Source organism: Cypionkella sp., from assembly GCF_034376685.1.
In the GTDB taxonomy this organism is placed as follows: Bacteria; Pseudomonadota; Alphaproteobacteria; order Rhodobacterales; family Rhodobacteraceae; genus Cypionkella.
Genome location: NZ_JAXMJJ010000067.1, coordinates 1 through 22,619 on the forward strand (window position 1 = coordinate 1; position 22,619 = coordinate 22,619).

Here is a 22,619-nt window from a genome sequence, read left to right on the forward strand (position 1 = left end):
GCGCAGTCGATGAAAACCAGTTCACCCTCAGTGCCAAAACAACGGCGTGCCACGGTCTTGGCAAAACTGGTTTTCCCCGATCCGGTTTCGCCTGACACGATCAAAGGCAATCCAGCATTCACCAGACGCGTCGCCCGATCCAAGGCTTGCGAGGTAATTGGGTCGATGCGCAACTCCTCCTCGACCAGATCGGTCGTGTGCAGCGGCATAATTGGGGGGGACGGGGCAAAGCTGCCCGGCACCACAGCTACACGTTGCTGCCGGGTTTCTGGTGTTGCCAACACGGCTTGCAGCGTTTTACCGGCAAACCCCATGCTGACAGGGCGATGGGGGCGAATGTCAGACAGCGCGCGCCCCAGATCGAACAGCTCTTCCGCGCGGGCGCCAATCAGTTGATCAACCGGGCGGCCCAACAACTTGGCCAGATGCGAGCTGGCGCTGAGGATCAGGCCATTGTCGTCCAATGCAATGCGGCCTTCTTCCGCCAGATCGGCGGTCTCGGTATTTTCCATCAGGCGCAGCATGTGGCTTTGCCGGTGCAGACGGCCGAAATAGCCGTTCTCAATCCGGCGGGCGGAGCGTTCTACGATGTTTTGCACGACGCGGTTCATCCGCTCATCGCCACTGCGCGCTGTGGTGACATTGATCACACTTTCAATCATGCCATTCCGCCCGAAAACCGGCGAGGTAAGGCAGGTCAAAGATTGGGTCGCCACGCCGTAGTGCTGGCTGCCAACGATGGACACAGACTTGCCGATGTTAATGCAGGTGCCGACACCATTGGTGCCCTGACGTTCCTCGGTCCAGACAGAACCGGGCAGAACCCCCTGCCCCGCCAGATCGCCCAAGTATTGATAATCGCAGCGAAACAACAGCATCACACCCTGCGGCGAGGCCAGCGATACCAAGTATTCACTGTCCACAAGCCGCAAAAACAGCCGCTCCACCTCTGGCTCGGCGATGCGCAGAAGATCTTCGCTGGCCCCCATCAGATCACGCATTTCAGAATGCGCCAGCACTTCGGCGCGCGGCACACGGTCGGGCAACAGGTTGTAATCCGCCAGACAGCGCTTCCAGGAGTCGGCGACGACTCCGGGCAAGGTTAACTGGCCCTCCAACCCGCGCGACCGACATAGACTTGCAATTTCATCCTGCACCGGGTCTTGCGACAGGGCAGGCCTCGTTTCAGCGATGTTCCACATAATGTCCCTCCCAAGACATTGACGGGATAACTTCAACACACTTTTCAGCGTGGTTTAGGCATACTCCCTGCTAGCCAGTTTGGCCGGCCCTCCATTGATCCAGATCAGCGGATCAAAGCCATCCGCGCCGCAACGCAGGCCAAGCCGGACATCCTCGATACGGCTGACAAAGATGGTCTGATCGTCATATTCGTGCGCCCCCAAAACATTGCAGAAGAAACAAGCGGTCGCCGTTTCGAGATAGGGCAAACCATGCGGGCCGGGCCGCCATGCGTCAGAGGTGAAGCGCTCGGCCCGTTGGTCGCTGCGGCTAAAGCGATCCAAGATATCAAGGTCGCAGCTGGCGATCTGGTTCAGGCAAAACAGTCCGCTGTCCCGGATCACCGGATAGGCTGAGGCGCTGTGGCTAACCGCAACGATCATCGAAGGCTGCTGGTTTGAAAACGGCACTGCGGTGGTGACCGCCAGCCCGTGATAGCGGCCCTCTAGGTCGGTGGTGGTCAGCAATGCGACATTGACCGCCGAGGCGCGCAGCCCTTGCCGCAGCGTTTCGGTGAACGCGGCATCTGTCTTTCGCATTTGCTGCGTCACGCGTCGCCTCCCCCTTGTCGCCAAAATTCCAGTCTCGTCCGATCCCTTGTGGCGATCATAATAGAGCCGAGTAGCGCTTGCGGCCTATGCCTCAGTTGCGACGCAGTAGCCAAGATCACTGTCTCATCTGAGACAGTGCCGATGAGACAGTTGCTCTGCACAGTGCTGTCGCAGAAGGCACAATTGTCTAACCCCGTACGCGCGTGGTCCGATCCCTTGGCAAAACCGAAAGAGAAGTCTTTCGGCAGATACCTTTAGAGGAGGAACACCATGGCAAATTCACAGTTTTCACTGAAGGGCCGCGTCGCCCTTGTCACCGGCGGCGGGCGCGGCATTGGTGCTGGCATCGCGGTGGCTTTGGCACAAGCGGGTGCCGAGCTGGTCATCGCGGATTACACGATGGCTTTGGCCGAAGAAGGCTGCGCCAGCGTCAAAGCCGCAGGCGGTAAAGCGACCGCGCTGCAAGTTGATGTGCGCAGGCCCGAAAGCGTCAAGGCGATGATCGCGTCGATTGAAATGCAGCATGGGCGGCTGGATGTAGCGGTCAACAACGCGGGTATCGTCAGCCTTGGCAGCGTGACTGAACTGACTGTCGAGCAATGGGACGATGTGCTGGACGTCAACCTGCGCGGGGTATTCCTGTGCACCCAAGCCGAGATTGACCTGATGCGGAAGGCGCAGTTTGGTCGGGTGATCAACACGGCATCCATTGCAGGCAAAACCGGCTTCCCGCATCTGTCGCACTACAGCGCATCAAAGTTCGGCGTCATTGGCTTTAGCAATGCCGTAGCCAAGGAAGTGGCGAAAGAGGGCATCACGGTGAACGCGCTGTGCCCCGGTATCGTCGGCACTGGCATGTGGCGCGGGGAAACCGGGCTTTCTGGCAAATGGGCGCTGCCGGGCGAAAGCGAAGAAGCTTCGTGGGAACGTCACCAAGCCAGCTTCTTGCCGCAGGGCGTGGCACAAACGTCGGAAGACATGGGGCAAATGTGCGTCTTCTTGGCCTGCGCACCGCATGTGACGGGCCAAGCCGTTGCTGTTGATGGTGGTTTCTCGCTGTAATGAAATAGGGCGCGCCAACCGTGGCGCGCCCTATTGCTAACGCACAACGTTGGCGCGCATCAACTGCACGATCTGATCGGGCTCAACACCGAACCGCTGCAACACCTCTTGGCTATGCTCACCAATCGCAGGTGGCGGCAGATGGACCGATCCCGGGGTGCGATCCAGCTTGATCGCCAATCCGGGGCCGATGTAATCGCCCAGCGCCACCGTCATTGCGCGGGTTTTGGTATGCGGCAGGGCAAGCGCCTGATCAACGCTGAGAACAGGCGCACAAGGCACCCCCACAGCCATCAGCCGTTCAAACAGCACCATGGCATCGTGACGCAACAGCAGCGGCTCTAGCCGCGCGCGCAGCGAAATCCGATTGATCACGCGTTCGCCGTTGCTGCGATAGAGCGGATCGGCGCTCAGGGCATCGTCACCCAATTCACCGCACAGCGTCTTGAACTGCCTGTCATTGCCGACGGCCAGAAACAGCTTGACGGTGGCCGTGGGGAACAAATCATAGGGCACGATATTCGGGTGACCATTGCCGGTGCGGATGGCCTTGCCACCGTTCAGCACGTTTGAGGCATGAGGGTGTAGCATGGCGATGGCGGTGTCATACAGCGTCACCTCAACCATCTGACCCGTGCCCGAGCGATTGCGCTCTAGCAGTGCAAACAGGATCCCCATGCAGCCATACATGCCGGTGCAAGTATCGACGATCGGCACGCCAATGCGGCAGGCGTCATCTTCCGGATTGCCATTCACCGCCATCAACCCCGACATCGCCTGCAAGGCCGCGTCATAGCCCGGCATGCCGCCATATTCTCCGGTTTCACCAAAACCACTGACCCGGCAATGCACCAGCCGTGGGAAACGCCGGGTGATTTCGGACAGGTCAGTGACGCCCCATTTGCGCCAGGTGCTCATCTTGAAATTCTCGATGAAGACATCGGCGGTTTCCAGCAGCGCAAACAGCAGGTTGATGCCGTCAGCGGTCGAGAAGTCGATGGCCAGATCCTTCTTGTTGCGGTTCAAGCCCAAATAGTAAGGTGCTACCCCATCGACAAAAGGCGGGCCGAAACGCCTTGTGTCATCGCCGTCGAATGACTCGATCTTGATGACCTCTGCGCCATGATCGCCCAGAAGCTGGCCAGCAAATGGCCCCGCAAGCACGCGGGAGGCGTCCAGAACGACGGTGCCGTGCAGCGCACCAAGTGGGGATGCTGTCATGGAATCCTCATGATTCTAAAAGAAAAGCGAAAGGGGCGCGATAAAGCGCCCCTCCTTGTGATGTAGGCATGGCGTCACAGATCCTTGCGCATTTTCCGCCAAGCGATCAGCTGCGCCACTGAAATTTTCAGCAACCCCGACCGTGCCGCAAAGTTATCAATCTGCGCTCCCTGCATCATCGTGCCATCCGGGTTGACGAGTTCGCACAGCACTCCCACCGGCACATGGCCAGCAAGACGCACCAGATCAAACGTTGCTTCGGTGTGGCCCTCGCGAACCAGAACGCCGCCTTCGCGTGCCCGCAATGGGAAGATATGGCCGGGGCGCCGCAACCCGTCTGGTTGCGGCGTCTCGTTTGCTAAAAGCCGCAACGTCAGGGTGCGGTCTTTCGCCGAAACCCCGGTGCCGCACATCCTAGCATCGCAGGTGACGGTGAACGCCGTCGCCTGCGGATCAGTGTTGTTCGCAACCATCGGCGGAAGTTGCCATGCGTCGGCCTGTGCACCGCTCATCGCAGCACACAATATCCCGGTGGAATGGTTGACCATGAAGGCCACCATGCCATCGGTGATCGTGGAGGCCGAGGCGATCAGATCGCCTTCGTTTTCACGCGTGTCATCATCGACGACAATCACCATGCCGCCAGCCGCGATGATGTCGATGGCAAGGCTGACCTGATCTTGTTTGACCGGATAAGGTAATGCGTAGACCGGTTCGACGGCCGGGGCAAAGTTGGTGTCGATGTTCATGGTGTTCTCCTACCGTTGATCCGTTGCGGTCAGCCTGCGTTGATGACAGGCAGAACGTCTTCGGCCAGACGACGCATCGTCAGGCGTTCGCGTTCACGGTTCTTGCCAGAGCCGTCCATCGCCGCCTTCAACAGCACGTTCCAAGGGCCAGAGCGCTCACGCAGGTCCATGATCTTGTCGATCACCGTCTTGCGCGATCCGTAGATGACCGAGGCCTTCACGATCGATTCAACGGTCACGTCAGCGTCATCCATCGTCGGGATCGGCTTGATGACGGCGGTGTAGTTCGCCACCTTCAGCACTTCCCACAGATAGTCAAAGTAGTAGAAATCCGAACCTGCCGGATCCAGCAGCCAATCTTCAGCCTGCGCGTCGCTGTCGGCGATCAGGATGTTGCGGGCGACTGACCAGTCCTTGCCATCGGCCTTCTTGCCGACAGCTTCGCAGCCTTCGACATATTTGTGCCAGTGGTTGATCACGGTACTTTCCGGCGAGAAGTTGGCGGTGATCGGCTTCCAGCCCATCTTCACGGCATGCGCGACAGAGTTGCCATCCGGCGACATCGACGACAGCGAGATCGGCGGATGCGGCTTGGTGAAGGGTTTGGCCATGTAGCCCACGCCCAGCTTCGGGATGATGTTGTCGGTCAGCTTGATGGTCCAGTGCTTGCCCTTGATGTCGTAGGGCGGATCTTGCGACCAGATCTGCTTGATCATACCGATGGATTCAGCGAACTTTTCAGCGCGAACTCCGCCGTCCAGCACGTCGAACAGTTCCATGTCAGACGCCAGACCGCCCGGCCCAATCCCCATCATGAAGCGACCCTTGCACATGTGATCGAACAGTGCAGCTTGGCCTGCGATCTGTGCCGGATGGTGGTTGGGCAAGCAGATCACGCCGGTGCCAAACCGGATATTCTTGGTCTGCGGCAGCACAGAGGCCATGAACATCATCGGCGCGGTGATTGGTTCTGTCGAGGCAGAGTAATGCTCGCCGATCCAGGTTTCCGAGAAGCCGAGCTGATCCGCGTAGATGATCTTTTCAGTGTTTTCTGCCAGAACGTCGACAAGCGGTTTATCTGCCGGGTGCAGCGGCATGTGGAAGAGTCCGATTTCCAAGATTAGTCCTCCCTTGGTGGTCTGATGCCCAGTGCGGGCGTTGGTTGTTCGCAGCGTCAGGCGATGGCGCGCAGATGTCGGCGCGTGCCATTCAGCCAAATGATCGGCGCAGGGTTTTGCGCCATGGGTTCGGGCAGGATCACGTCATCGACCTGACCGAAGAAAACGGTGTGGGTGCCGAAATCATGCGCGGCCGCAACCGTGCAGACATGGACGGACAAGGCGCCGCGCAGGGTGGGCAGGCCGCCCAAACCCTCGGCCCAATGCTCGGGCGTAAAACGGCGCTCGCGCATGTCGCTGCGCGAAAAGCATTCCAGCAAGCCGCCGTGATCGTCATTCATCAGGTTCAGGCAAAAGCGGCCCGTGCGGCTGATCACCGGAAAAATCGACGCGCTGCGGTTCACCGCCACCATCATCGAGGGCGGCTCCATCGACAGCGACGCGGCGCTGGTCACTGCCATGCCGTGAAAACCACCGCTTTCATCGCGTGCCGTCACCAGCGAGACAGAGGCGGCAGCAACCCGCATGCTGGAGCGAAAATCGTCCGTCAAGGAGTGTGGCTTGGTGGCGTGCAGCGTCATGGCGGTCTCCGAACTGTTCTGGTCGCGAGGCTGCCGAGATTCGTTTGGGGCCTGTTGATAGTCCGAACCTTATCAATTGGTTATGATGCCGATACTGGCCCAGATGCGCTACTCCGGGGCGTCCGGCCTGTCTCACTTAAGACAGTTGTGACAGTGGATCATCAGCCGCACACACGGTCTGGATTAGGCCCCTGCGCATCTTGCGACGTCATTGCGCGCCGACACTGGGCCTGACCCGTCTTGCAACTTTGCCCCGACTTGCATCCCAGCATGGAGACCCCGCGATGACCCTGACAGCCTATCCTTCCATCGAGATCATCATTGGCGGTCGTCGAATCGGCCCGCAAAACCGCCCCTCCCGCGATGTGATCAATCCGGCCACAGGTGCGGTTCTGGCCCAGCAACCCGCCGTCACGGCTGAGGAATTGATAACGGCGGTCGAAACCTCGCAGGCAGCGTTTTTGCAATGGAAAGACCGCTCGGCCTTGGATCGCAGCGGTATTTTGCGTCGCATGGCCGAGTATCTGCGCCGCGATGAGCAAAGCATCGCGCAAAACCTGACGCAGGACATGGGCAAACCCTTGGCCGAGGCTTTGGCCGAGGTGCGCTCGGCCGCCGATTACATGGATTGGCACGCCGAGGAAGGCCGCCGGGTTTATGGCCGGATCATTCCGGCACGACTGGCCGGGGTGCAGCAGGTTGTCACGCGTGAGCCGGTGGGCGTCTGTCTTGCCATCGCGCCGTGGAACTTTCCTCTCAGCCAATCCATCCGCAAAGTTGCTAATGCCTTGGCGGCGGGTTGCACGGTGATCCTGAAGGGGGCGTCGGAAACGCCCTCCAGCATTATGGTGATCGCCAATCTGCTGGAGGAAGCCGGGCTGCCAGCGGGCTGTCTCAACATCCTTTGGGGCGATTCCGCGATGATATCTGAGACGCTTCTGGCGCATCCTGATGTGAGGAAAATCAGCTTCACCGGCTCAATTCCGGTTGGCAAACATCTGGCGGCGCTGGCTGGTCGGCATATGAAACGCGCGACGATGGAGCTGGGTGGCCATGCGCCGGTCTTGGTGTTTGACGATGTCGATGCAGAAGCCGTGGCGCGCACTCTGGCGCTGGGAAAGCTGCGCAACGCCGGGCAGGTTTGCATCTCGCCGACCCGGTTTTATGTGCAGGGCAAGGCCTATGATCGTTTCATGCCCGCGCTGGTCGATGCGTTTGAAAAGATCAAGGTGGGCAATGGCTTGGATGCAGGCACCCAGATGGGCCCGTTGTGCCATGCAGGCCGCGTGGCCGCGATGGAAGGCCTGATCGCCGACGCGCGCCAGAACGGTGCAAATGTCGCGACAGGCGGGCAGCGGATCGGCAACGAAGGCTTCTTCTATGCCCCGACAATCGTTGAAACGCCGGATGACCGCATTGCGCTGATGCAGGAAGAGCCCTTTGGCCCCATAGCCGTGGTGTCACGTTTCAGCACCCCCGAACAGGCGCTAGCGCGAGCCAATGGCCTGCCCTTTGGTCTTGCGTCTTATGTGTTCACCAACTCGCTGGAACGCGCCGATATGGCGGCGGCACAATTGCAGGCGGGAATGGTCAGCATCAACCACTTCGGCCTTGCGCTGGCCGAGACGCCGTTTGGCGGTATCAACGACAGCGGCTACGGCAGCGAGGGCGGGATGGAAAGCTTTGACGGCTATCTGAACACCAAATTCGTGTCGCGCCAATCACGTCCTGTGCGGTGACGATGATGTCCGTTCAGTTTGAAATGGCCTCTGGGGCCGCCATTCTCACCTTTAACAATCCACCGCTGAACGTGGTCGGCAAAGCCCTGCGTGTAGGTTTAGCCGAAGCGCTGGAGCGCGCGGTTGCCGCAGGTGCCGAGCGGATTATCCTAACCGGGGCTGGTCAAAATTTCGCCGCAGGCGCCGATGCAAAGGAGTTCGATCACCCGGCGCAACCGCCGCATCTGAATGATGTGCTGGCGAGCTTGGTGATGCTGCCGATCCCAACCATTGCGGCGATCCATGGCGCGGCTTTGGGTGGCGGCTTGGAAATTGCTTTGGCCTGCCGCTATCGCATTGCCACATCCGACGCGATGCTTGGTTTGCCCGAAGTCACCCTTGGCATCATCCCCGGCGCAGGCGGCACCCAGCGTTTGCCGCGCTTGATCGGGCTGAAAGCGGCGCTTGATCTGATCTGGCAGGGCCGTCGGATCAGTGGGGCCGAGGCGCTGGCTTTGGGCGCGATTGACGCCGTTTCGGATGATCCCTTGGCCGCCGCAAAGGCGCTTGGCAATGATGTGCTTGGCAAGGCATTGAACCCCGATTTCCGGCCCGCCCCCACAGCTGACCCCGAGGCCGTTGCTTCCGCGCTGGCACAGGCCAAGAAGCGCGCTTTCGGGCAGATCGCGCCGCCCTTGGCGATTCAGATGATCGCCGACAGCGCCAGCCAAACCATCGAAACCGCGCTTCTGCGCGAAAGGCAAATCTTTCTCGAACTGCGCGCCTCGGATCAAGCCCGCGCGCTGCGCCATGTGTTTTTCGCCGAACGCTCGGCACAGTCGCAAGGCAAGTCCTATCCAGCCCCCAAGCGCGACATCAACGCGGCCATCGTGGTGGGTGGTGGCACAATGGGGGCGGCAATTGCCTACACCCTTGCTTTGGTTGGCATTGCGGTGACGGTGGTGGAAACCGATACGGCAGGGCAAAGCCGTGCCAAGGCCAATGTCACCGGCCTGATCGCGCAGGGCGTGGCACGCGGCACACTGACCCAGGCCCGCGCCGATGCGGTGACCGCGCGGATCAATTTCACTATAGGTTACACGGATCTGCCGCCCGTCGATCTGGCGATTGAAGCGGCGTTTGAGAACATGGCGGTCAAGCAGACAATCTTTGCCGCTTTGCAAGCAGCCCTGCCCGAAACCACGATCCTGGCCAGCAACACATCCTATCTGGATGTCAACATCATTGCCCAAGGTATCAGCACCCCGGGACGTTTCCTGGGCCTGCATTTCTTTGCACCCGCCCATATCATGAAGCTGCTGGAGATCGTAAAGGCAACCCAGACCGCGTCGAAAACCTTGGCGGCAACCTTTGGTTTGGCCAAACGCTTGGGCAAAATTCCGGTACTGGCAGGCGTTTGCGATGGCTTCATCGGCAACCGCATTCTGACCCGCTATCGGCAGGCCGCTGATCTGGAATTGCTAAACGGTGCCCAGCCAAAAGACGTTGATCAGATCATGCAGAAATTCGGCCTGGCGATGGGGCCGTATCTTGCGCAAGACATGTCCGGGCTCGACATCGCCTATGCCAATCGTCAGCGCCAAAATCTGCGCCACCGTACCGATTTGCGCTATGTCACGATTGCGGACACGTTGGTCGAAGACCTGAAGCGACTTGGGTGCAAAACCAACGCAGGTTGGTATGACTATGACGCGGGCGAAGCAAAGCCTTCCGCACGGGTTGCAGCTTGTATTGCTGCCGCCTCGGCCAAGGCAGGGATTTTGCCGCAGGCCTCGCGGCTTGAAGATATTGCTGAACGCCTGATGCTGGCGATGATCTCGGAAGCTGTGGCGATTCTAGACGAGGGCATTGCCGCCCGTCCGCAAGACATTGATCTGGTGATGGTACATGGCTACGGCTTTCCGCGCTGGCGCGGCGGCTTGATGCATTATGCTGACAGTTTAGGACCCACGCTGCTGGTGGAGCGATTGGAAAGACTGACTGCCAAAGACCCACTGTCATGGTCGGTGCCGCCGTTGTTGCGCAAACTCGCCCATGACGGCCGCAGCATTGACAGTCTGAACCACCCAGGAGCCAAGCCATGACCGAGGTTTTCATCTGCGATTTCGTCCGCACCCCGATTGGCCGCCATGGCGGTGCCTTGGCGATGCTGCGCGCCGATGATCTGGCTGCGGTGCCGTTGGCGGCCCTCTTGGCGCGCAACCCCAATCTGGACCCTGCTGCGATTGAAGAAGTGTGGATGGGCTGCGCCAATCAAGCAGGCGAAGACAACCGCAACGTCGCCCGCATGGCGGCGCTGCTGGCGGGTATGCCCAGTTCGGTGCCCGGCGTCACGTTAAACCGGCTGTGCGCTTCGGGGCTTGAGGCTGTATTGACCGCCGCCCGGGCCATTAAGGCGGGCGAGATGGATTTGGCGATTGCGGGCGGCGTGGAAAGCATGTCGCGCGCGCCGTTTGTGATGCTGAAGTCCGAAGCCGCGTTCTCGCGCAGCGTGGCGGTAGAAGATACCACCATCGGCTGGCGCTTTATTAATCCCAAAATGCGGGCAGCCTACGGCGTTGATTCTATGCCTGAAACGGCCGAAAATGTCGCCACAGATTTCGGCATCCGTCGCGAGGATCAGGATGCTTTTGCGCTGGCCTCGCAACAAAAGACCGGGCGCGCAATAGCGTCGGGCCGCTTTGCCCGCGAGATTGTTGCAACAACCGTCAGCCTTGGTCGCGGTAAATCGCAGGAAGTAACCCAAGACGAACACCCCCGCCCCGACACCACGTCCGCAGATCTGGCCAAGTTGCGCCCCATTGTCTCGCCGCAAGGCTCGGTGACGGCGGGCAATGCCTCGGGCGTCAATGATGGTGCGGCGGCCTTGCTGTTAGCCACGGCCCGCGCGGTCAAGCTGCACGGCTTGCGCCCAATTGCACGGGTGGTGTCAGGGGCGTCGGCAGGGGTTGATCCGCGCATCATGGGCTATGGGCCGGTGCCAGCGGTGCAAAAGCTGCTGGCGCGCGCAGGGCTGACCGAGGCCAACATTGATCTCTTTGAGGTGAACGAGGCCTTTGCGGCACAGGTGCTGGCCGATCTGCGTGCGCTGCGGATTGCCGATGACGATCCGCGCGTCAATCCGAATGGCGGCGCGATCGCTTTGGGCCACCCCTTGGGCATGTCGGGCGCACGGATTGCGGGCAGCGCCGCGTTAGAGCTTCAGCTGACCTCGGCGCGCCGTGCCGTGGTGTCGATGTGCGTCGGCGTCGGGCAAGGCGTGGCCCTGCTGCTTGAAGGCGTCTGACCGTTAGCCCCAAATCCCCACGCTTCCAAAAGCCCTGCACCCGAAAGGTTGCAGGGCTTTTTCAGGACCGCACCCCAGCAAAAAGCCCAGACGAGCATCGCTCGTCTGGGCATCTGCACGTTAGGTCTGACCACCCAAGGCGGGAGAACCCGGTGTCAGCGGCGCAGATCGATCAAGATTTTCAACTGGGTGCCAGCCGGATCAAGCAAGGCATCAAAGCCGTCCTTGATTGCGGTCTCCAGCGTCACGGTTTTGGTCACAACCTTGCGCGCCGGGATTTGTCCCGAAGCAATAAGCCGCATCACGCGCGGCCAGATCTGTGCCGGATAGGCCCAGGATCCGCGCAGGTCGATATCCTTATAAACCACGCTGAACCAGTTGATCGGAGCCTCGCCCGCATGCAGACCGATTTGCACCACAACACCCTGTTTGCGCACCGCATCCACACAAGATTGCAGCGCAAGCGTGTTGCCCACACATTCCAACGCCACATCACAACCGACATTGCCTTCGGTCGCGGCGCGCACGGTATCGCCCACCGATTGCTCACGCGGGTTAATGGTGATGACGTCGGGCAGGATCTGTTTGGCAATCGCCAGACGGGTGATGTTAGGGTCTGAGACAAACAGTTGCACCGCACCAGCCGCGCGGGCAGCCAACAGGGTCAACAGACCAATCGGACCAGCCCCCGTCACCAGAACCGCATCGCCTTCTTTGACACCACCGCGTTGGCAACCATAAACTGCAACCGCCGTCGGCTCGACAAGCGCCGCGTCTTCGTCGGTCAGCGCATCGGGCACCTTGTAGACGTTGTACCCCTTCAGCAAGCACGCCTCGGCCATACCTCCGCCCAGCCAGCTCAGACCCGCAAGCGCCATCGTATCCGAAAGGTTGAACGCGCCGCGATCCAGATAATAGTCGCCACTGCGCGGCGTGATGAACGGCTGCACCGAGACCCGGTCGCCCACCTTCACATGGGTCACATCCTTGCCGACTTTGGTGATGACGCCGCCATATTCATGGCCCAGAACCTGCGGCCCCGACACACCGGTGATCGGATGTGGCTCTTTCGGAATGAAGATCGGGCCATAGGCATATTCATGCAGATCGGTGCCACAGATGCCGACGTAGCGATTTTCCATCACCACCTCGTCGGCAGCCGGTTCGCCCGGCGTGGCGATATCTTCAACCCGCAAATCCTTAGCCGCGTGAAAACGCAATGCCTTCATATCCATATCCTCCCTGATGATGAGACTTCGCGTCTCCAAGCTGCGCCACACATCACATCGGTGCCGAGGGAGAGCTAAGCCTTCAAGCATCCGGTAATGGTGGCGCATGACAGTTAGGCGCGGATTTTGGCATCGGAACAATTGTCTCTTATGCGACAGCGGCGCACGCAAATCTTGACGCAGCTGCGGCACTGACCATGCCCGCAAGCATTTGTTATTGACAGGATTTGAAACACCGCAAAGCGGCTTTGCCGCAGCGGTTAAACTGTAGCGCACCACTACCCTGTCGCACACCATTGGAAGGACGCCCGTCCCATGAGCCTCGACCCCGAAACGCTTGCGCAATTCCTCGATACCCTTGATCGGTTCGTGCGCGAACGCCTTGTCCCGCATGAGGCGCAGGTTGCCGATGCTGACGCGATCCCGCCCGCCGTTATTCAGGAAATCCGCGACATGGGGTTGTTTGGCCTGTCGATACCGGAAGAATTTGGCGGCCTTGGCCTGACTATGGCCGAAGAAGTGCAGGCGGCTTTTGTGCTGGGCCAAACCTCACCAGTGTTTCGCTCGCTGGTCGGCACCAACAATGGCATCGGATCACAAGGCATCATCATCGACGGCACGCCAGAGCAAAAGGCAAAATATCTGCCGAAACTGGCCTCGGGCGAGATGATCGCGTCGTTTGCGCTGACCGAGCCGGATGCCGGATCGGATGCTGGTTCCTTGCGCACCTCGGCCGCCAAAGACAGCGACCATTATGTGTTGAACGGCACCAAGCGCTATATAACCAACGCGCCGCACGCAGGGCTTTTCACCGTGTTCGCGCGCACCGATCCCTCCAGCAAAAACTCATCGGGCGTCACCGCCTTTCTGGTCGAGGCTGGCACGCCGGGCCTGTCGCTCGGTGCGCGCGACAAGAAGATGGGGCAGAAGGGCTCGCACACCTGCGATGTCATTTTGGAAAACTGCCGGGTTCCGGCCAGCACCATCATCGGCGGGCCTGCGCGGGAAAATCAGGGCTTCAAGACTGCGATGAAAGTGCTGGACCGTGGCCGTTTGCACATCTCGGCGGTTTGTGTCGGCGCAGCAGAGCGGCTGATCCGCGATGCGTTGGCCTATGCGATGGAGCGTAAGCAGTTCGGCGAACCGATTGCCGAGAAACAACTGATCCAGGCCATGTTGGCCGACAGCCGCGCCGAAGCCTATGCCGCGCGCTGCATGATCGAGGAAACCGCACGGCGCAAAGATGCCGGGCAAAACGTGTCAACCGAAGCCGCCTGCAGCAAGATGTTTGCTTCGGAAATGGTCGGCCGCGTGGCCGACCGCGCGGTGCAAATTCATGGCGGCGCGGGCTATATGGCCGAATATGCCGTCGAGCGGTTCTACCGCGATGTCCGCCTGTTCCGCATCTATGAGGGCACGACGCAAATTCAGCAGATTCTGATCGCCCGCAACATGATGAAGGCAGCAGCGCAGTAGCCCGAAATCCTGCTAGGAAGCTATGCCGTTATGGCATAGCCTACATCACCAACTGGCCACACATGGGACCACAGGTGAAGCGCGAGATTGAGCAGTTACACCGCCGTTTCGAACCGAACGCCGCGCCCATTCCGGCGCTGGTGCAAGACAGTTGGGCGCGCTGTCTGGACACCTATCACCTGCTGCCCGATGCCCGCCGCCACACCACTGTTCTGACCCATGGTGAATTGCGCGAGGCTGTCGAACAGCAGGCCGATCTGGTGCTGTCGGCTACCCCGGAAATCAACCGCCTGTTCCAACGGCTGGTGCAGGGCGAACATATCGTCTCGCTGGCCTCCTCCAATGGCACCAAACTGCTGTTTCGCTGCGCACCGCCCCGTTTGGCCGATCTGAACGCGGCAGGGGTGTTGCCGGGGTCAATCTGGTCTGAGGAAGCCGAGGGCACCAATGGCATCGGTCTTTGCCTGAAGCTGGGACGAGCGGTATCCGTTGTCGGTGGCCAACATTTTCATCAATCCCTGAAGGGGCTGACCTGCTCTGTCGCGCCGATCTTCGGCTTGGGCGGTCAAGTCGAGGCCGTGCTGAACGTATCGTCTTTGCAGCCCGAAACCGATCGGAGCGCGCATCTGTTACAGAGCATCGTCGAACGCGCGGCATGGCGGATCGAGATTCAGCATTTTCGCAGGCGCAACAGCCAGCGCCGCCTGATCAATCTGGCACATGAGGCCGATTTTGGCGATACCGCGGCCCAAGCCTTGGTCGCGATTGATGAGGCTGGGCGCATTGTCGATCTGACGTCGAACGCCCCATCAATACTGCGACAGCCGCGGGCGGCATTGCTGGATCGCCGCATTGATCATGTGCTGGAACTGGGCAGCCATTCCGATCAAATGGTGGTTTCGCAACCAAGCGAAGACCTGTTTGCGCGCTGGGAAGCCCCGGCGAAGCGTCACGCGCCGCCCACACGCACCCAACGCCCGCTGCGCCAAGGCTTGGCTTGGATGCCCGATCCGCGTCACCATGAACTGATGGCACGCGCCGAACGTCTGCTTGCCGGCAACCAGCCTTTGATCATTTTGGGCGAAACTGGCGTCGGCAAAACCCTGTTCGCGCAAGCCCTCGCTGATCGTATCCCGCGCCGAAGCCTGTTTTTGAACTGCACAGCGGACCCAAGCGAAACCTCCGCGGCCCTGCGCCAGTTGCAGGCGGAGGCCGATTATACTTTGGTTCTGGACCATGCCGATGAAATGCCGCCAGCCTTGCAAAACCAGCTGCTGGCGCTGTTGGCAGACGATGACGTCTTGGGTTCGCGCGGCATTTCGCTGATCACGGTTAGCAAGAATGGCCTTGCCGCTCAGGTGAACGAAAATCGACTGCGCAGCGATTTGGCACATCGGCTGGATGGTTCAGCGCTTTGCCTGCCGCCGCTGCGCCAATCTGTGAATCTGACTGAAATCATCACCGCGGTTTTTGCCACCGAGGCCAGTTCGGTTGGGCGTGCTTTGTCACTCAACCCCGCCGCATTGGCGGCCCTGCTCAGCCACCATTGGCCGGGTAACCTGCGTGAGCTGCGCAACGCCCTGCGGCACGCGGTTATACTGGCGCAAGATGGGGTTGAACTGGCTGACCTTCCGGCCAGTTTTGCTGATGCCGCAGGCCTCCATGATCTGCAAGCCCGTTCCCAAGCCGAGGCCGCGCGAATTGAAGCAGCCCTACGCCATCACGGTGGCAACGTGGCCGAGACGGCGCGCTATCTGGGGATGTCGCGCGCGACGCTGTATCGCAAAATCCAGATCTCGCAGGTGCGCAAGCCGCATTAAATGGTTCGACCCCGACGAGTGACGGCACCAAGACCAAGTTCAGGCACAAAGGTTAGGCGCTGCGGCGTACATAGAACGCGGCGGCCACGACGATCACCACACCTTTGATGATGATTTGCAACTGAATGGGCATCCCCATTAGCAACACCGCGTTGAACACCACAACCAAGATGGCAGCCCCCAGCAACGCGCCGGGAATAGTGCCGCGCCCGCCCGAAAGCGCCACGCCCCCCATCACCGCCGCCACGATGCTGTCAATCTCGAACCCCCGGCCTACCCAGTTGTCAACGATGCCAACAAAGCCCGACAAGATCAGCCCGGCCAGTGCCGCCAAGCCGCCCGAAAAAACATAGCACAGGATGGTGACACGGTCAGAATTGATGCCGAGTAGCCGTGCGGTGACCGGATTTCCCCCGGTGATATAGACCTGACGGCCAAAGATGGTTTTGGACAGCAATACGCTAAAGACTGCAGCCAGCACGACCATGATGATCAGGTTATACGGCACACCGTGGAAAAGCTCTGACCCGATCACCCGGAAAAACGGCGGCACGTTGCCCGAGGGCGCACCTTGCGTATAGGCCGAGCGCATGCCCTGCAACACGATCATCGTCGCCAAAGTTGCGAGGAACGGCGAGACATTGCGCTTGGCCACCAACAAGCCGTTTGCCAGCCCCGTGGCCAAACCAACCCCAATCGCCAGCGCAAACACCGCCAGCGTGTCACTGTCTTGCCCGCTGAAGCTGGTGGCGATCACCGCAGCCGTCGCCATCACCGAAGCCACAGAAAGATCCAGGCCGCGCACCAAAATCACGCAGGCCTGCCCGATCACCACAATACCCAAAGGCGCTGCCTGTAACAACATATTGGCGATATTGCCACCGCTTAGAAAGCTGGGCGAAATCAGCGTCGACAGCACGATCATCACCAAAAGCGTGACATGCAGGCTGTAGCGGCCAAGAAAATCTTTCGCCGAAAACGTCGCTTTGGGCATCGCACCCGAGGTTTCAACTGCCTGTGACATCAGAGCTTCCTTTTGTTTTCGACATAGACCGACACCGCAAGGATCACGATCACGCCTTGCACGATCAGTTGGTAATGCGACGAAATATCCATGAAATTCAGCACGTTATTCATAAGGGATACAAGGTAGACCCCCAGCAATGTTCCAATCACACCGCCTCGCCCGCCACTCAGCAAGGTGCCACCCACCACAACCGGGGTGATTGACGTCAGCGTGAAGTTTTGCCCGGTGTAGGGTTGCCCGACGCCAAAGCGTGACACCAGAAAGATCGCTGTCAGCGCGGCCATAAAGCCCGAGAAGCCATAGACAAAGAACATCACCTTCACCCGTGGCAGGCCCATCAACTTGGCGCCTGCAGCGTCGTCGCCTATGGCGTAGATGTAGCGGCCAAACGGTGCATAGCGCAGATAGGCCGCAACGATCAGGCTGAGCGCTATCGCAATCAGTGCGCCCGCAGGCACACCCCAGACGCGGCCAAACGCCAGCCAGTCAAATCCCAGCGGCATCTTTCCCGCAGGCCCGTTGGTGTAAAGCAGAGTGATGCCCTGTAGCGCCGCCCCCATGCCAAGCGTTACGATCAACGGATGCACCCGCAGCCAGACGATGGCGGCTGCGTTCAGCAAGCCAACTGCAATGCCGACACCCAGCACCACTAAAATAGCGATGGCCACCATGCCCGGATCGCCGTTGGTAATGCCCGACAACAGCACCCCGGTCAGGCTGATGATCGAGCCCACCGAAAGGTCGATCCCGCCCGTCAAGACCGCAAGTGTTTGACCTAGGCTGACGATGGCCAGCGTGGTGGATTGCTCAAGGATGTTCATAAAGTTCGCCACCGTCAAAAAACGGTCAGAAACCACGGCCCCTATGATGGTGAGGATGATCAACAGACCAACCACGATCAGTTGGTTGCCATTGGTTTTGGCGAAAGAGCGACGGCTTCTTGGTGCCAGCACGGTCATGGAATTTCCCTTCAAGCGGCAAGGTGTTGGGTGGCAAGTTGCATGATCCGCTCTTCGGTCACGTCGACGCCGGACAATTCGCCAGTGATGACACCCTCGCGCATCACCACGACACGGTCGGCCATGCCGATGACCTCGGGCAACTCCGAGCTGATCATCAAAACCGCGATGCCCTTGGCGGCAAGTTCGCGCATGATGCGGTAAATCTCGGCCTTCGCACCAACGTCAACGCCGCGCGTCGGCTCATCCAGGATCAGCACGCGGCGACAGGTGCGCGCCCAGCGCGACACCAGAACCTTTTGCTGATTGCCGCCAGACATCGTCATCACCGGGTTTTGCGGCCCCCGGCAGGCAATTTGATACGAGGCGATTTCTTCCCGCGCGATGGCGTTTTCGCGGCGATGATCCAACATGCCCCAACGGCTGACGGCAGACAGATCTGCAGCAGAAATGTTGGCGGCAATATCCAGCAGCATGGCCAAGCCCTGCCCCTTGCGATCTTCGGTCAAAAGGCCAACCCCTTCGGCAATCGCCTGCGCCGGGGTGATGTGGCGGAACGTTTTGCCGCCGATCACCACTTCGCCCGCAGCCATTGGCAAGCCGCCAAAGATCGCCAAGGCAAGTTCGGTGCGCCCAGCCCCGACCATCCCGGCCAAGGCCGTTACTTCCCCGGCGCGCAGTGCAAGCGAGGCATTCAGCACCCGGCCTTTAACAAAGACGCCGCGCGCCTCCAGCACGATCTCGCCCTGCCCTGCCGAAACTTTCGGCGGGAACAATTCCGACATATTGCGCCCGACCATCAGTGATACCAACTGATCGCGCGTCACGTCTTTGGTGTCGCAGCTTTTGACGAATTGGCCGTCTTTCATCACCGTCACCCGGTCGGTGATTTCAAAGATTTCCTCCAGCCGGTGCGAAATATAGATAATCGCCACCCCATCGGCCTTCAACGCGTTCAGGCGCTGAAACAGCAAGGCAACCTCTTTGCCAGAAATAACGGCTGTCGGCTCGTCAAGGATCAGCAGTTTGACCTTGTGCACCATCGCCTTGGCAATCTCGACCATCTGCTGATCGGCAACGCTCAGTTCAGCCACCAGACGATCCGGGTCGATGTCTACGCCCAAACGGTGCAGCAAGTCCTGTGCGTCTTTGAAAGTCTGCTTGTGATCAACGCTGCCCAGCAGGCCGCGCCGCTCATGACCAATAAAGATGTTCTCGGCCACCGACATATGCGGAAACAACACAAATTCTTGATAAATAACGTGAATACCCGCAGCCTTCGCCTGTCCCGGCGAGGCCCAGTGCGCGATTTCGCCATCAAATTCGATAGAGCCTTCGTCGGGCTGAAAGACACCTGCGATGATCTTGGTCAGGGTCGATTTGCCTGCGCCATTCTCGCCCACCAGAGCATGAATTTCGCCCGCGCGCACATCCAGCGTCATGCCCGAAAGGGCTTTCACGCCGGGAAACGATTTCGACAGGTTTGAAATGGTCAGCATATCTTTCTCCCGAGAAGATGCCGGGGCCTGTGATGGCCCCGGCGTTTTGGCTTACTGCGGATAGTTGATCGAGAAGGTGTTCGGGTCGTAATCCGGCCCCATTCCACCGGTCACCAGCAGATCCGCCGGGCCATCCAGAACGACCATGTCCTTGATGCCCAAACGGGTGTCGATTGACGGGGTATTGTCACCCTCGGTTACCGCGATCTGGCTGTTGATCTCAGTCACGCAAGGCACCTGCGCGCCATTCAAAACTGCCAGCGCAGACTTGATCGCTTCACCTGCCATTGCTGGCGGATAGCCGACTTCCAGTAACGGAACCTTGTGCTGCAACGCCAATTGCATCGGCCCGTTCACGTCAGCCGTGGTGTGCGGCGGAATAGTGCCATCGGTCCAGCCCGCATCAACGAAGGCTTCAATAGATCCAGGGGTCATCAGACCATGCGCCGACCAGACCGCATTGATGTCTTTGCCGTACTTCTGGATCATCGAAGCCATGACCTGCTTGGATTTCACCGGGCTCCAGTCGCCATAGACCGTGTCGATGATCTTGATGTCGGGATATTGGTTGAACACCTGCATCGCGGTCTTCATGCGGATTTCCGACGGGCTAGAACCGGACTGGCCGCCCAGCATGATCACATTGCCCTTCCCATTCAGCTTCTCGACAATCCACTGGGCAAACAAACGGCCCGAGATCGCGTCGGATGCGGTCACGAAGGTGACAAAGTTGTCAGACTCAATGCGGCGGTCGACCATAACCACCGGGATGCCAGACTCCATCACACGGGTCACGGCCGGGTCCAAAGCCTGCGCGGTGTTTGCCGAAACGATCAGCAAATCAACGCCGCGTGACACCAGATCCTGAATGTCAGCAACCTGCTTGCTGTCATCATGGCCAGCATCGGTGATCAGAAGTTTCGCAATCTTGTCCTTGTTCTCGGCAGCCGCTTTCATCATCGAATGCAGCGCCACAACGCGCCAACTGTCGCCCAGACCAGCGTTGGAAAAGCCAATCGTATACGGGCCTTCCTTTTTATACTGCGCGGTGTCTTTGAAGCAGACATCCTGCGCCGGGTTGAACAGGAAAGTGCGCGGCGCACCGGTATAGGCATTGTCCGCAAAGGCTGCCGTCGCAAAGGCGGACAGCACGACAGGAGCGGCGAACCGCTTAAGCATGTTTTTCATTATTCCTCCAAGTGTTGTTACCCCGCGCCTGAAGGCCTCCACCTTCACAGGTGGCGCGGGCATTTGACCGATTTTTCCTTTGTCGGTGTGCAAAACCGCGCGGCGGCTACCTCAACGACACTCCTTCGGCTTTAGACATGGTTCGCGATTGCAAGTGGCGCTCGTCTTGCAAGACAGGATCAACGGTTTGACCCAAGGCTTGCCGATAACCTCGGTGCAAGCTTTTGATAGGCTGGCAGCGGCTTTCTGAGAACTGTCTCTTGTGCGACAGCCGCCCGTCAGCGCAGCGACACAAGTGTCGCAATGCCGCGCCTCTACGCAACAATCAGTCGCGGTGGCGCAAGACGCTCCTGACAACTGGGTTTGCAAAAAAGATAAAGCTGATACCAGCCGTTTCACTCGTATCAACTTTCTTTTGATGCAAAGTGGCTTTGCAGAAGCGGGCACGGCAGCTGGAAAAGGCTTGGGCGAGCGCCGACACCGCCCACTGAAAAGCGATCCACACGCCATGCCGCGCCGGATCGCTGGTTTTCATCGAAGCCCAACACCTGTTTTCAGATGGCGGTAGGGGAAGCAACGCAAGGCACGCAAACCTCTACTTGGTGAAACCATCAAACCGGGTGAAATATACCGCACCAAACCCGTCAAGGATCGCGCGAGCGGCACTATCGGGGGTGCCATAGACGATAAAGCTTTGCACCGCAGCCAAGGCTGTGAAGGCGTCCGCAAATTGGGAGAATGTCTTGGTAACATGATGCAGCACCGCCGCCGAATCCCGATAATGCTAGATGATATGGATCGAACTTTGATCCGCGCCGACGCTGTATTCATAGGCCATCGACCCAGATTCTGTTCGCGTCATTTCGACCAGCGGTCTTACAACGGCTTTGAATTTACTTAGATTTATCGGCTCAACACGAAATACGCAGACCCAATAGATATCTTCGGACATGTCGATCCCCTCTGGCGATTGTTGCAAATTGAACGCGCATCACCAAAGTGCCGAAGCCGCAACCGCTGCAATTGTGAGATCTGCGACAGATAGAGTGATCCGATCTGTCGCACTGTTAGATTTGTCGCCCAGCTTCCGTTGAATGTCTGTGCGCTATCCCAACCATGATAGGCCGCTTGTGATATCGCAACGTGCTTGAACGCGGTCGTAAGCCGGTCTTGCTGACTGATCGCGCGTCTCGCCTTATTTGCAAAATTTCCAAGACAGGTGTCTACAAAGCTGCAGGCTCCTCAGAACTATCGCCGCCGCAGCCAGACGGGCAGAACAATCCCGTCAACGATCTCGAAGATATCGGTTTCGGTCAGGTGCTGGAAGGTGATCATCATCTCGTGGCGAGCAAGATCCACCGGCAACCGGACCAGCCGCGGGGTGAGACCCTTGGCCTCAATCTCACCCCGGGCGACCGCTCGATCCACAATTTGCTGGGTCGGATATCCTGCGCCCCCCACCTGAGACCGCATATCTGCAAAACTGGCGAATGCGGCCTCCAGATCCTTGCGCATCTCATAGATCAGCCGCACCAGTTTCGGCGATGATCGCCGCCCGACTTGCCGTAGCAAAAGCAGCAGTTCTTCCCGCACACTGCCAAGATCAGGCACCTCTATCGGGTTCTGAACCGCATATCGGGCGATCGCGGCAGAAGCGAGTTTCGCAAGGCTATCCCAGCGGCGGCTCAGAACTGGACGGCTGGTTCCCGCGCGGCGCGCCACCGCTTCTAAGGTCAGGTTTTCATAGCCATGTGCGGCAAGTTCCTCCCAAGTCGCATCAAGAATGGCTGCTTCCAAAGCCGCACCCCGCCTGCGCCGCGTCTTCTCATCACCGGTTTCCGTCATCGCCATGCGTCGCCTCTCCGATAACTC

General features: G+C 59.4%; 21 protein-coding genes. 6 read left to right on the top strand and 15 right to left on the bottom strand.

From position 1 onward, the window contains the following. Together U1A24_RS12995 and U1A24_RS13000 are read right to left on the bottom strand one after the other, a co-directional pair. The coding region (locus U1A24_RS12995) for a sigma-54-dependent Fis family transcriptional regulator (RefSeq protein ID WP_322322398.1) at positions 1–1,202 on the bottom strand (1,202 nt) is incomplete at its 3' end. 54 nt (positions 1,203–1,256) lie between these two features. Beyond that, positions 1,257–1,781, bottom strand: a complete 525-nt coding sequence (locus U1A24_RS13000) for a flavin reductase family protein (protein WP_322322399.1) — start codon at positions 1,779–1,781, stop codon at positions 1,257–1,259. 282 nt (positions 1,782–2,063) lie between these two features. Between U1A24_RS13000 and U1A24_RS13005 the strand changes: the two genes are divergently transcribed. Beyond that, positions 2,064–2,855, top strand: coding sequence for an SDR family NAD(P)-dependent oxidoreductase (locus tag U1A24_RS13005; protein WP_322322400.1), 792 nt, complete (start codon positions 2,064–2,066; stop codon positions 2,853–2,855). Positions 2,856–2,891: 36 nt separating this feature from the next. Here U1A24_RS13005 and U1A24_RS13010 read toward each other — a convergent pair whose 3' ends face one another. From U1A24_RS13010 to U1A24_RS13025, 4 genes are all read right to left on the bottom strand, one after another. Beyond that, positions 2,892–4,076 (bottom strand): CoA transferase, encoded by a 1,185-nt coding sequence (locus U1A24_RS13010; protein WP_322322401.1) that lies wholly within the window; start codon positions 4,074–4,076, stop codon positions 2,892–2,894. Positions 4,077–4,150: 74 nt separating this feature from the next. After that, entirely contained in the window at positions 4,151–4,825 is a 675-nt protein-coding gene (gene ribB / locus U1A24_RS13015; RefSeq protein WP_322322402.1) for a 3,4-dihydroxy-2-butanone-4-phosphate synthase, read from the bottom strand. Between the two features lie 29 nt (positions 4,826–4,854). Next, positions 4,855–5,943, bottom strand: a complete 1,089-nt coding sequence (locus U1A24_RS13020; RefSeq protein WP_322322403.1) for an LLM class flavin-dependent oxidoreductase — start codon at positions 5,941–5,943, stop codon at positions 4,855–4,857. A gap of 56 nt (positions 5,944–5,999) precedes the next feature. Then, entirely contained in the window at positions 6,000–6,524 is a 525-nt protein-coding gene (locus U1A24_RS13025) for a flavin reductase family protein (protein WP_322322404.1), read from the bottom strand. Between the two features lie 284 nt (positions 6,525–6,808). On the opposite strand from U1A24_RS13025, the gene U1A24_RS13030 reads away from it, so the two are divergent. Genes U1A24_RS13030 through pcaF form a run of 3 tightly spaced genes read left to right on the top strand, consistent with a single transcriptional unit; the run spans position 6,809 to position 11,549 of the window. Next, positions 6,809–8,263 carry an NAD-dependent succinate-semialdehyde dehydrogenase gene (locus tag U1A24_RS13030; protein ID WP_322322405.1) on the top strand — a complete coding sequence of 485 codons (1,455 nt, stop codon included), beginning with the start codon at positions 6,809–6,811 and terminating at the stop codon, positions 8,261–8,263. A 5-nt stretch (positions 8,264–8,268) separates the two neighbouring features. Continuing rightward, on the top strand, positions 8,269–10,347 hold the full coding sequence (locus tag U1A24_RS13035) for an FAD-dependent oxidoreductase (RefSeq protein WP_322322406.1): 2,079 nt from the start codon (positions 8,269–8,271) through the stop codon (positions 10,345–10,347). Next, positions 10,344–11,549: a 3-oxoadipyl-CoA thiolase gene (gene pcaF / locus U1A24_RS13040; protein ID WP_322322407.1), complete on the top strand. Its 1,206-nt coding sequence runs from the start codon at positions 10,344–10,346 to the stop codon at positions 11,547–11,549. The genes U1A24_RS13035 and pcaF overlap by 4 nt, the downstream gene beginning before the upstream one ends. Positions 11,550–11,704: 155 nt before the next feature. Here pcaF and U1A24_RS13045 read toward each other — a convergent pair whose 3' ends face one another. Beyond that, positions 11,705–12,778 carry a 2,3-butanediol dehydrogenase gene (locus U1A24_RS13045; RefSeq protein ID WP_322322408.1) on the bottom strand — a complete coding sequence of 358 codons (1,074 nt, stop codon included), beginning with the start codon at positions 12,776–12,778 and terminating at the stop codon, positions 11,705–11,707. A 315-nt stretch (positions 12,779–13,093) separates the two neighbouring features. Between U1A24_RS13045 and U1A24_RS13050 the strand changes: the two genes are divergently transcribed. Further along, the gene (locus U1A24_RS13050) at positions 13,094–14,254 is read left to right on the top strand and encodes an acyl-CoA dehydrogenase family protein (RefSeq protein ID WP_322322409.1); all 1,161 of its coding nucleotides are present in this window, start codon (positions 13,094–13,096) and stop codon (positions 14,252–14,254) included. Between the two features lie 74 nt (positions 14,255–14,328). Then, positions 14,329–16,074, top strand: coding sequence for a sigma-54-dependent Fis family transcriptional regulator (locus U1A24_RS13055; protein ID WP_322322410.1), 1,746 nt, complete (start codon positions 14,329–14,331; stop codon positions 16,072–16,074). 52 nt (positions 16,075–16,126) lie between these two features. Here the strand turns inward: U1A24_RS13055 and U1A24_RS13060 are convergent, their stop codons facing one another. From U1A24_RS13060 to U1A24_RS13095, 8 genes are all read right to left on the bottom strand, one after another. Continuing rightward, positions 16,127–17,098, bottom strand: a complete 972-nt coding sequence (locus U1A24_RS13060; RefSeq protein ID WP_322322411.1) for an ABC transporter permease — start codon at positions 17,096–17,098, stop codon at positions 16,127–16,129. Next, a complete protein-coding gene (locus U1A24_RS13065) occupies positions 17,098–18,060 on the bottom strand; it encodes an ABC transporter permease (protein WP_322322412.1) in 963 nt (320 codons plus the stop codon). The genes U1A24_RS13060 and U1A24_RS13065 overlap by 1 nt, the downstream gene beginning before the upstream one ends. A gap of 11 nt (positions 18,061–18,071) precedes the next feature. Then, on the bottom strand, positions 18,072–19,559 hold the full coding sequence (locus U1A24_RS13070; RefSeq protein ID WP_322322413.1) for a sugar ABC transporter ATP-binding protein: 1,488 nt from the start codon (positions 19,557–19,559) through the stop codon (positions 18,072–18,074). Between the two features lie 51 nt (positions 19,560–19,610). Then, positions 19,611–20,747, bottom strand: coding sequence for an ABC transporter substrate-binding protein (locus U1A24_RS13075; RefSeq protein WP_322322414.1), 1,137 nt, complete (start codon positions 20,745–20,747; stop codon positions 19,611–19,613). 325 nt (positions 20,748–21,072) lie between these two features. After that, positions 21,073–21,282, bottom strand: coding sequence for a hypothetical protein (locus U1A24_RS13080; RefSeq protein ID WP_322322415.1), 210 nt, complete (start codon positions 21,280–21,282; stop codon positions 21,073–21,075). Positions 21,283–21,342: 60 nt separating this feature from the next. Next, positions 21,343–21,510, bottom strand: coding sequence for a hypothetical protein (locus U1A24_RS13085; RefSeq protein WP_322322416.1), 168 nt, complete (start codon positions 21,508–21,510; stop codon positions 21,343–21,345). 21 nt (positions 21,511–21,531) lie between these two features. Continuing rightward, on the bottom strand, positions 21,532–21,699 hold the full coding sequence (locus tag U1A24_RS13090) for a hypothetical protein (RefSeq protein WP_322322417.1): 168 nt from the start codon (positions 21,697–21,699) through the stop codon (positions 21,532–21,534). A gap of 296 nt (positions 21,700–21,995) precedes the next feature. Next, on the bottom strand, positions 21,996–22,598 hold the full coding sequence (locus tag U1A24_RS13095) for a TetR/AcrR family transcriptional regulator (RefSeq protein ID WP_322322418.1): 603 nt from the start codon (positions 22,596–22,598) through the stop codon (positions 21,996–21,998). Positions 22,599–22,619 lie beyond the last annotated feature (21 nt).

What these genes read in the sequence shown, in the direction of transcription:
- U1A24_RS13065 (WP_322322412.1), bottom strand. Translation starts at nt 18,060, where the DNA reads ATGACCGTGCTGGCACCAAGAAGCCGTCGCTCTTTCGCCAAAACCAAT.
- U1A24_RS13025 (WP_322322404.1), bottom strand. Translation starts at nt 6,524, where the DNA reads ATGACGCTGCACGCCACCAAGCCACACTCCTTGACGGACGATTTTCGC.
- pcaF (WP_322322407.1), top strand. Translation starts at nt 10,344, where the DNA reads ATGACCGAGGTTTTCATCTGCGATTTCGTCCGCACCCCGATTGGCCGC.
- U1A24_RS13080 (WP_322322415.1), bottom strand. Translation starts at nt 21,282, where the DNA reads ATGAAAACCAGCGATCCGGCGCGGCATGGCGTGTGGATCGCTTTTCAG.
- U1A24_RS13070 (WP_322322413.1), bottom strand. Translation starts at nt 19,559, where the DNA reads ATGCTGACCATTTCAAACCTGTCGAAATCGTTTCCCGGCGTGAAAGCC.
- U1A24_RS13090 (WP_322322417.1), bottom strand. Translation starts at nt 21,699, where the DNA reads ATGTCCGAAGATATCTATTGGGTCTGCGTATTTCGTGTTGAGCCGATA.
- U1A24_RS13035 (WP_322322406.1), top strand. Translation starts at nt 8,269, where the DNA reads ATGTCCGTTCAGTTTGAAATGGCCTCTGGGGCCGCCATTCTCACCTTT.
- U1A24_RS13050 (WP_322322409.1), top strand. Translation starts at nt 13,094, where the DNA reads ATGAGCCTCGACCCCGAAACGCTTGCGCAATTCCTCGATACCCTTGAT.
- U1A24_RS13045 (WP_322322408.1), bottom strand. Translation starts at nt 12,778, where the DNA reads ATGAAGGCATTGCGTTTTCACGCGGCTAAGGATTTGCGGGTTGAAGAT.
- U1A24_RS13060 (WP_322322411.1), bottom strand. Translation starts at nt 17,098, where the DNA reads ATGTCACAGGCAGTTGAAACCTCGGGTGCGATGCCCAAAGCGACGTTT.
- U1A24_RS13010 (WP_322322401.1), bottom strand. Translation starts at nt 4,076, where the DNA reads ATGACAGCATCCCCACTTGGTGCGCTGCACGGCACCGTCGTTCTGGAC.
- U1A24_RS13030 (WP_322322405.1), top strand. Translation starts at nt 6,809, where the DNA reads ATGACCCTGACAGCCTATCCTTCCATCGAGATCATCATTGGCGGTCGT.
- ribB (WP_322322402.1), bottom strand. Translation starts at nt 4,825, where the DNA reads ATGAACATCGACACCAACTTTGCCCCGGCCGTCGAACCGGTCTACGCA.
- U1A24_RS13000 (WP_322322399.1), bottom strand. Translation starts at nt 1,781, where the DNA reads ATGCGAAAGACAGATGCCGCGTTCACCGAAACGCTGCGGCAAGGGCTG.
- U1A24_RS13095 (WP_322322418.1), bottom strand. Translation starts at nt 22,598, where the DNA reads ATGGCGATGACGGAAACCGGTGATGAGAAGACGCGGCGCAGGCGGGGT.
- U1A24_RS13005 (WP_322322400.1), top strand. Translation starts at nt 2,064, where the DNA reads ATGGCAAATTCACAGTTTTCACTGAAGGGCCGCGTCGCCCTTGTCACC.
- U1A24_RS13075 (WP_322322414.1), bottom strand. Translation starts at nt 20,747, where the DNA reads ATGAAAAACATGCTTAAGCGGTTCGCCGCTCCTGTCGTGCTGTCCGCC.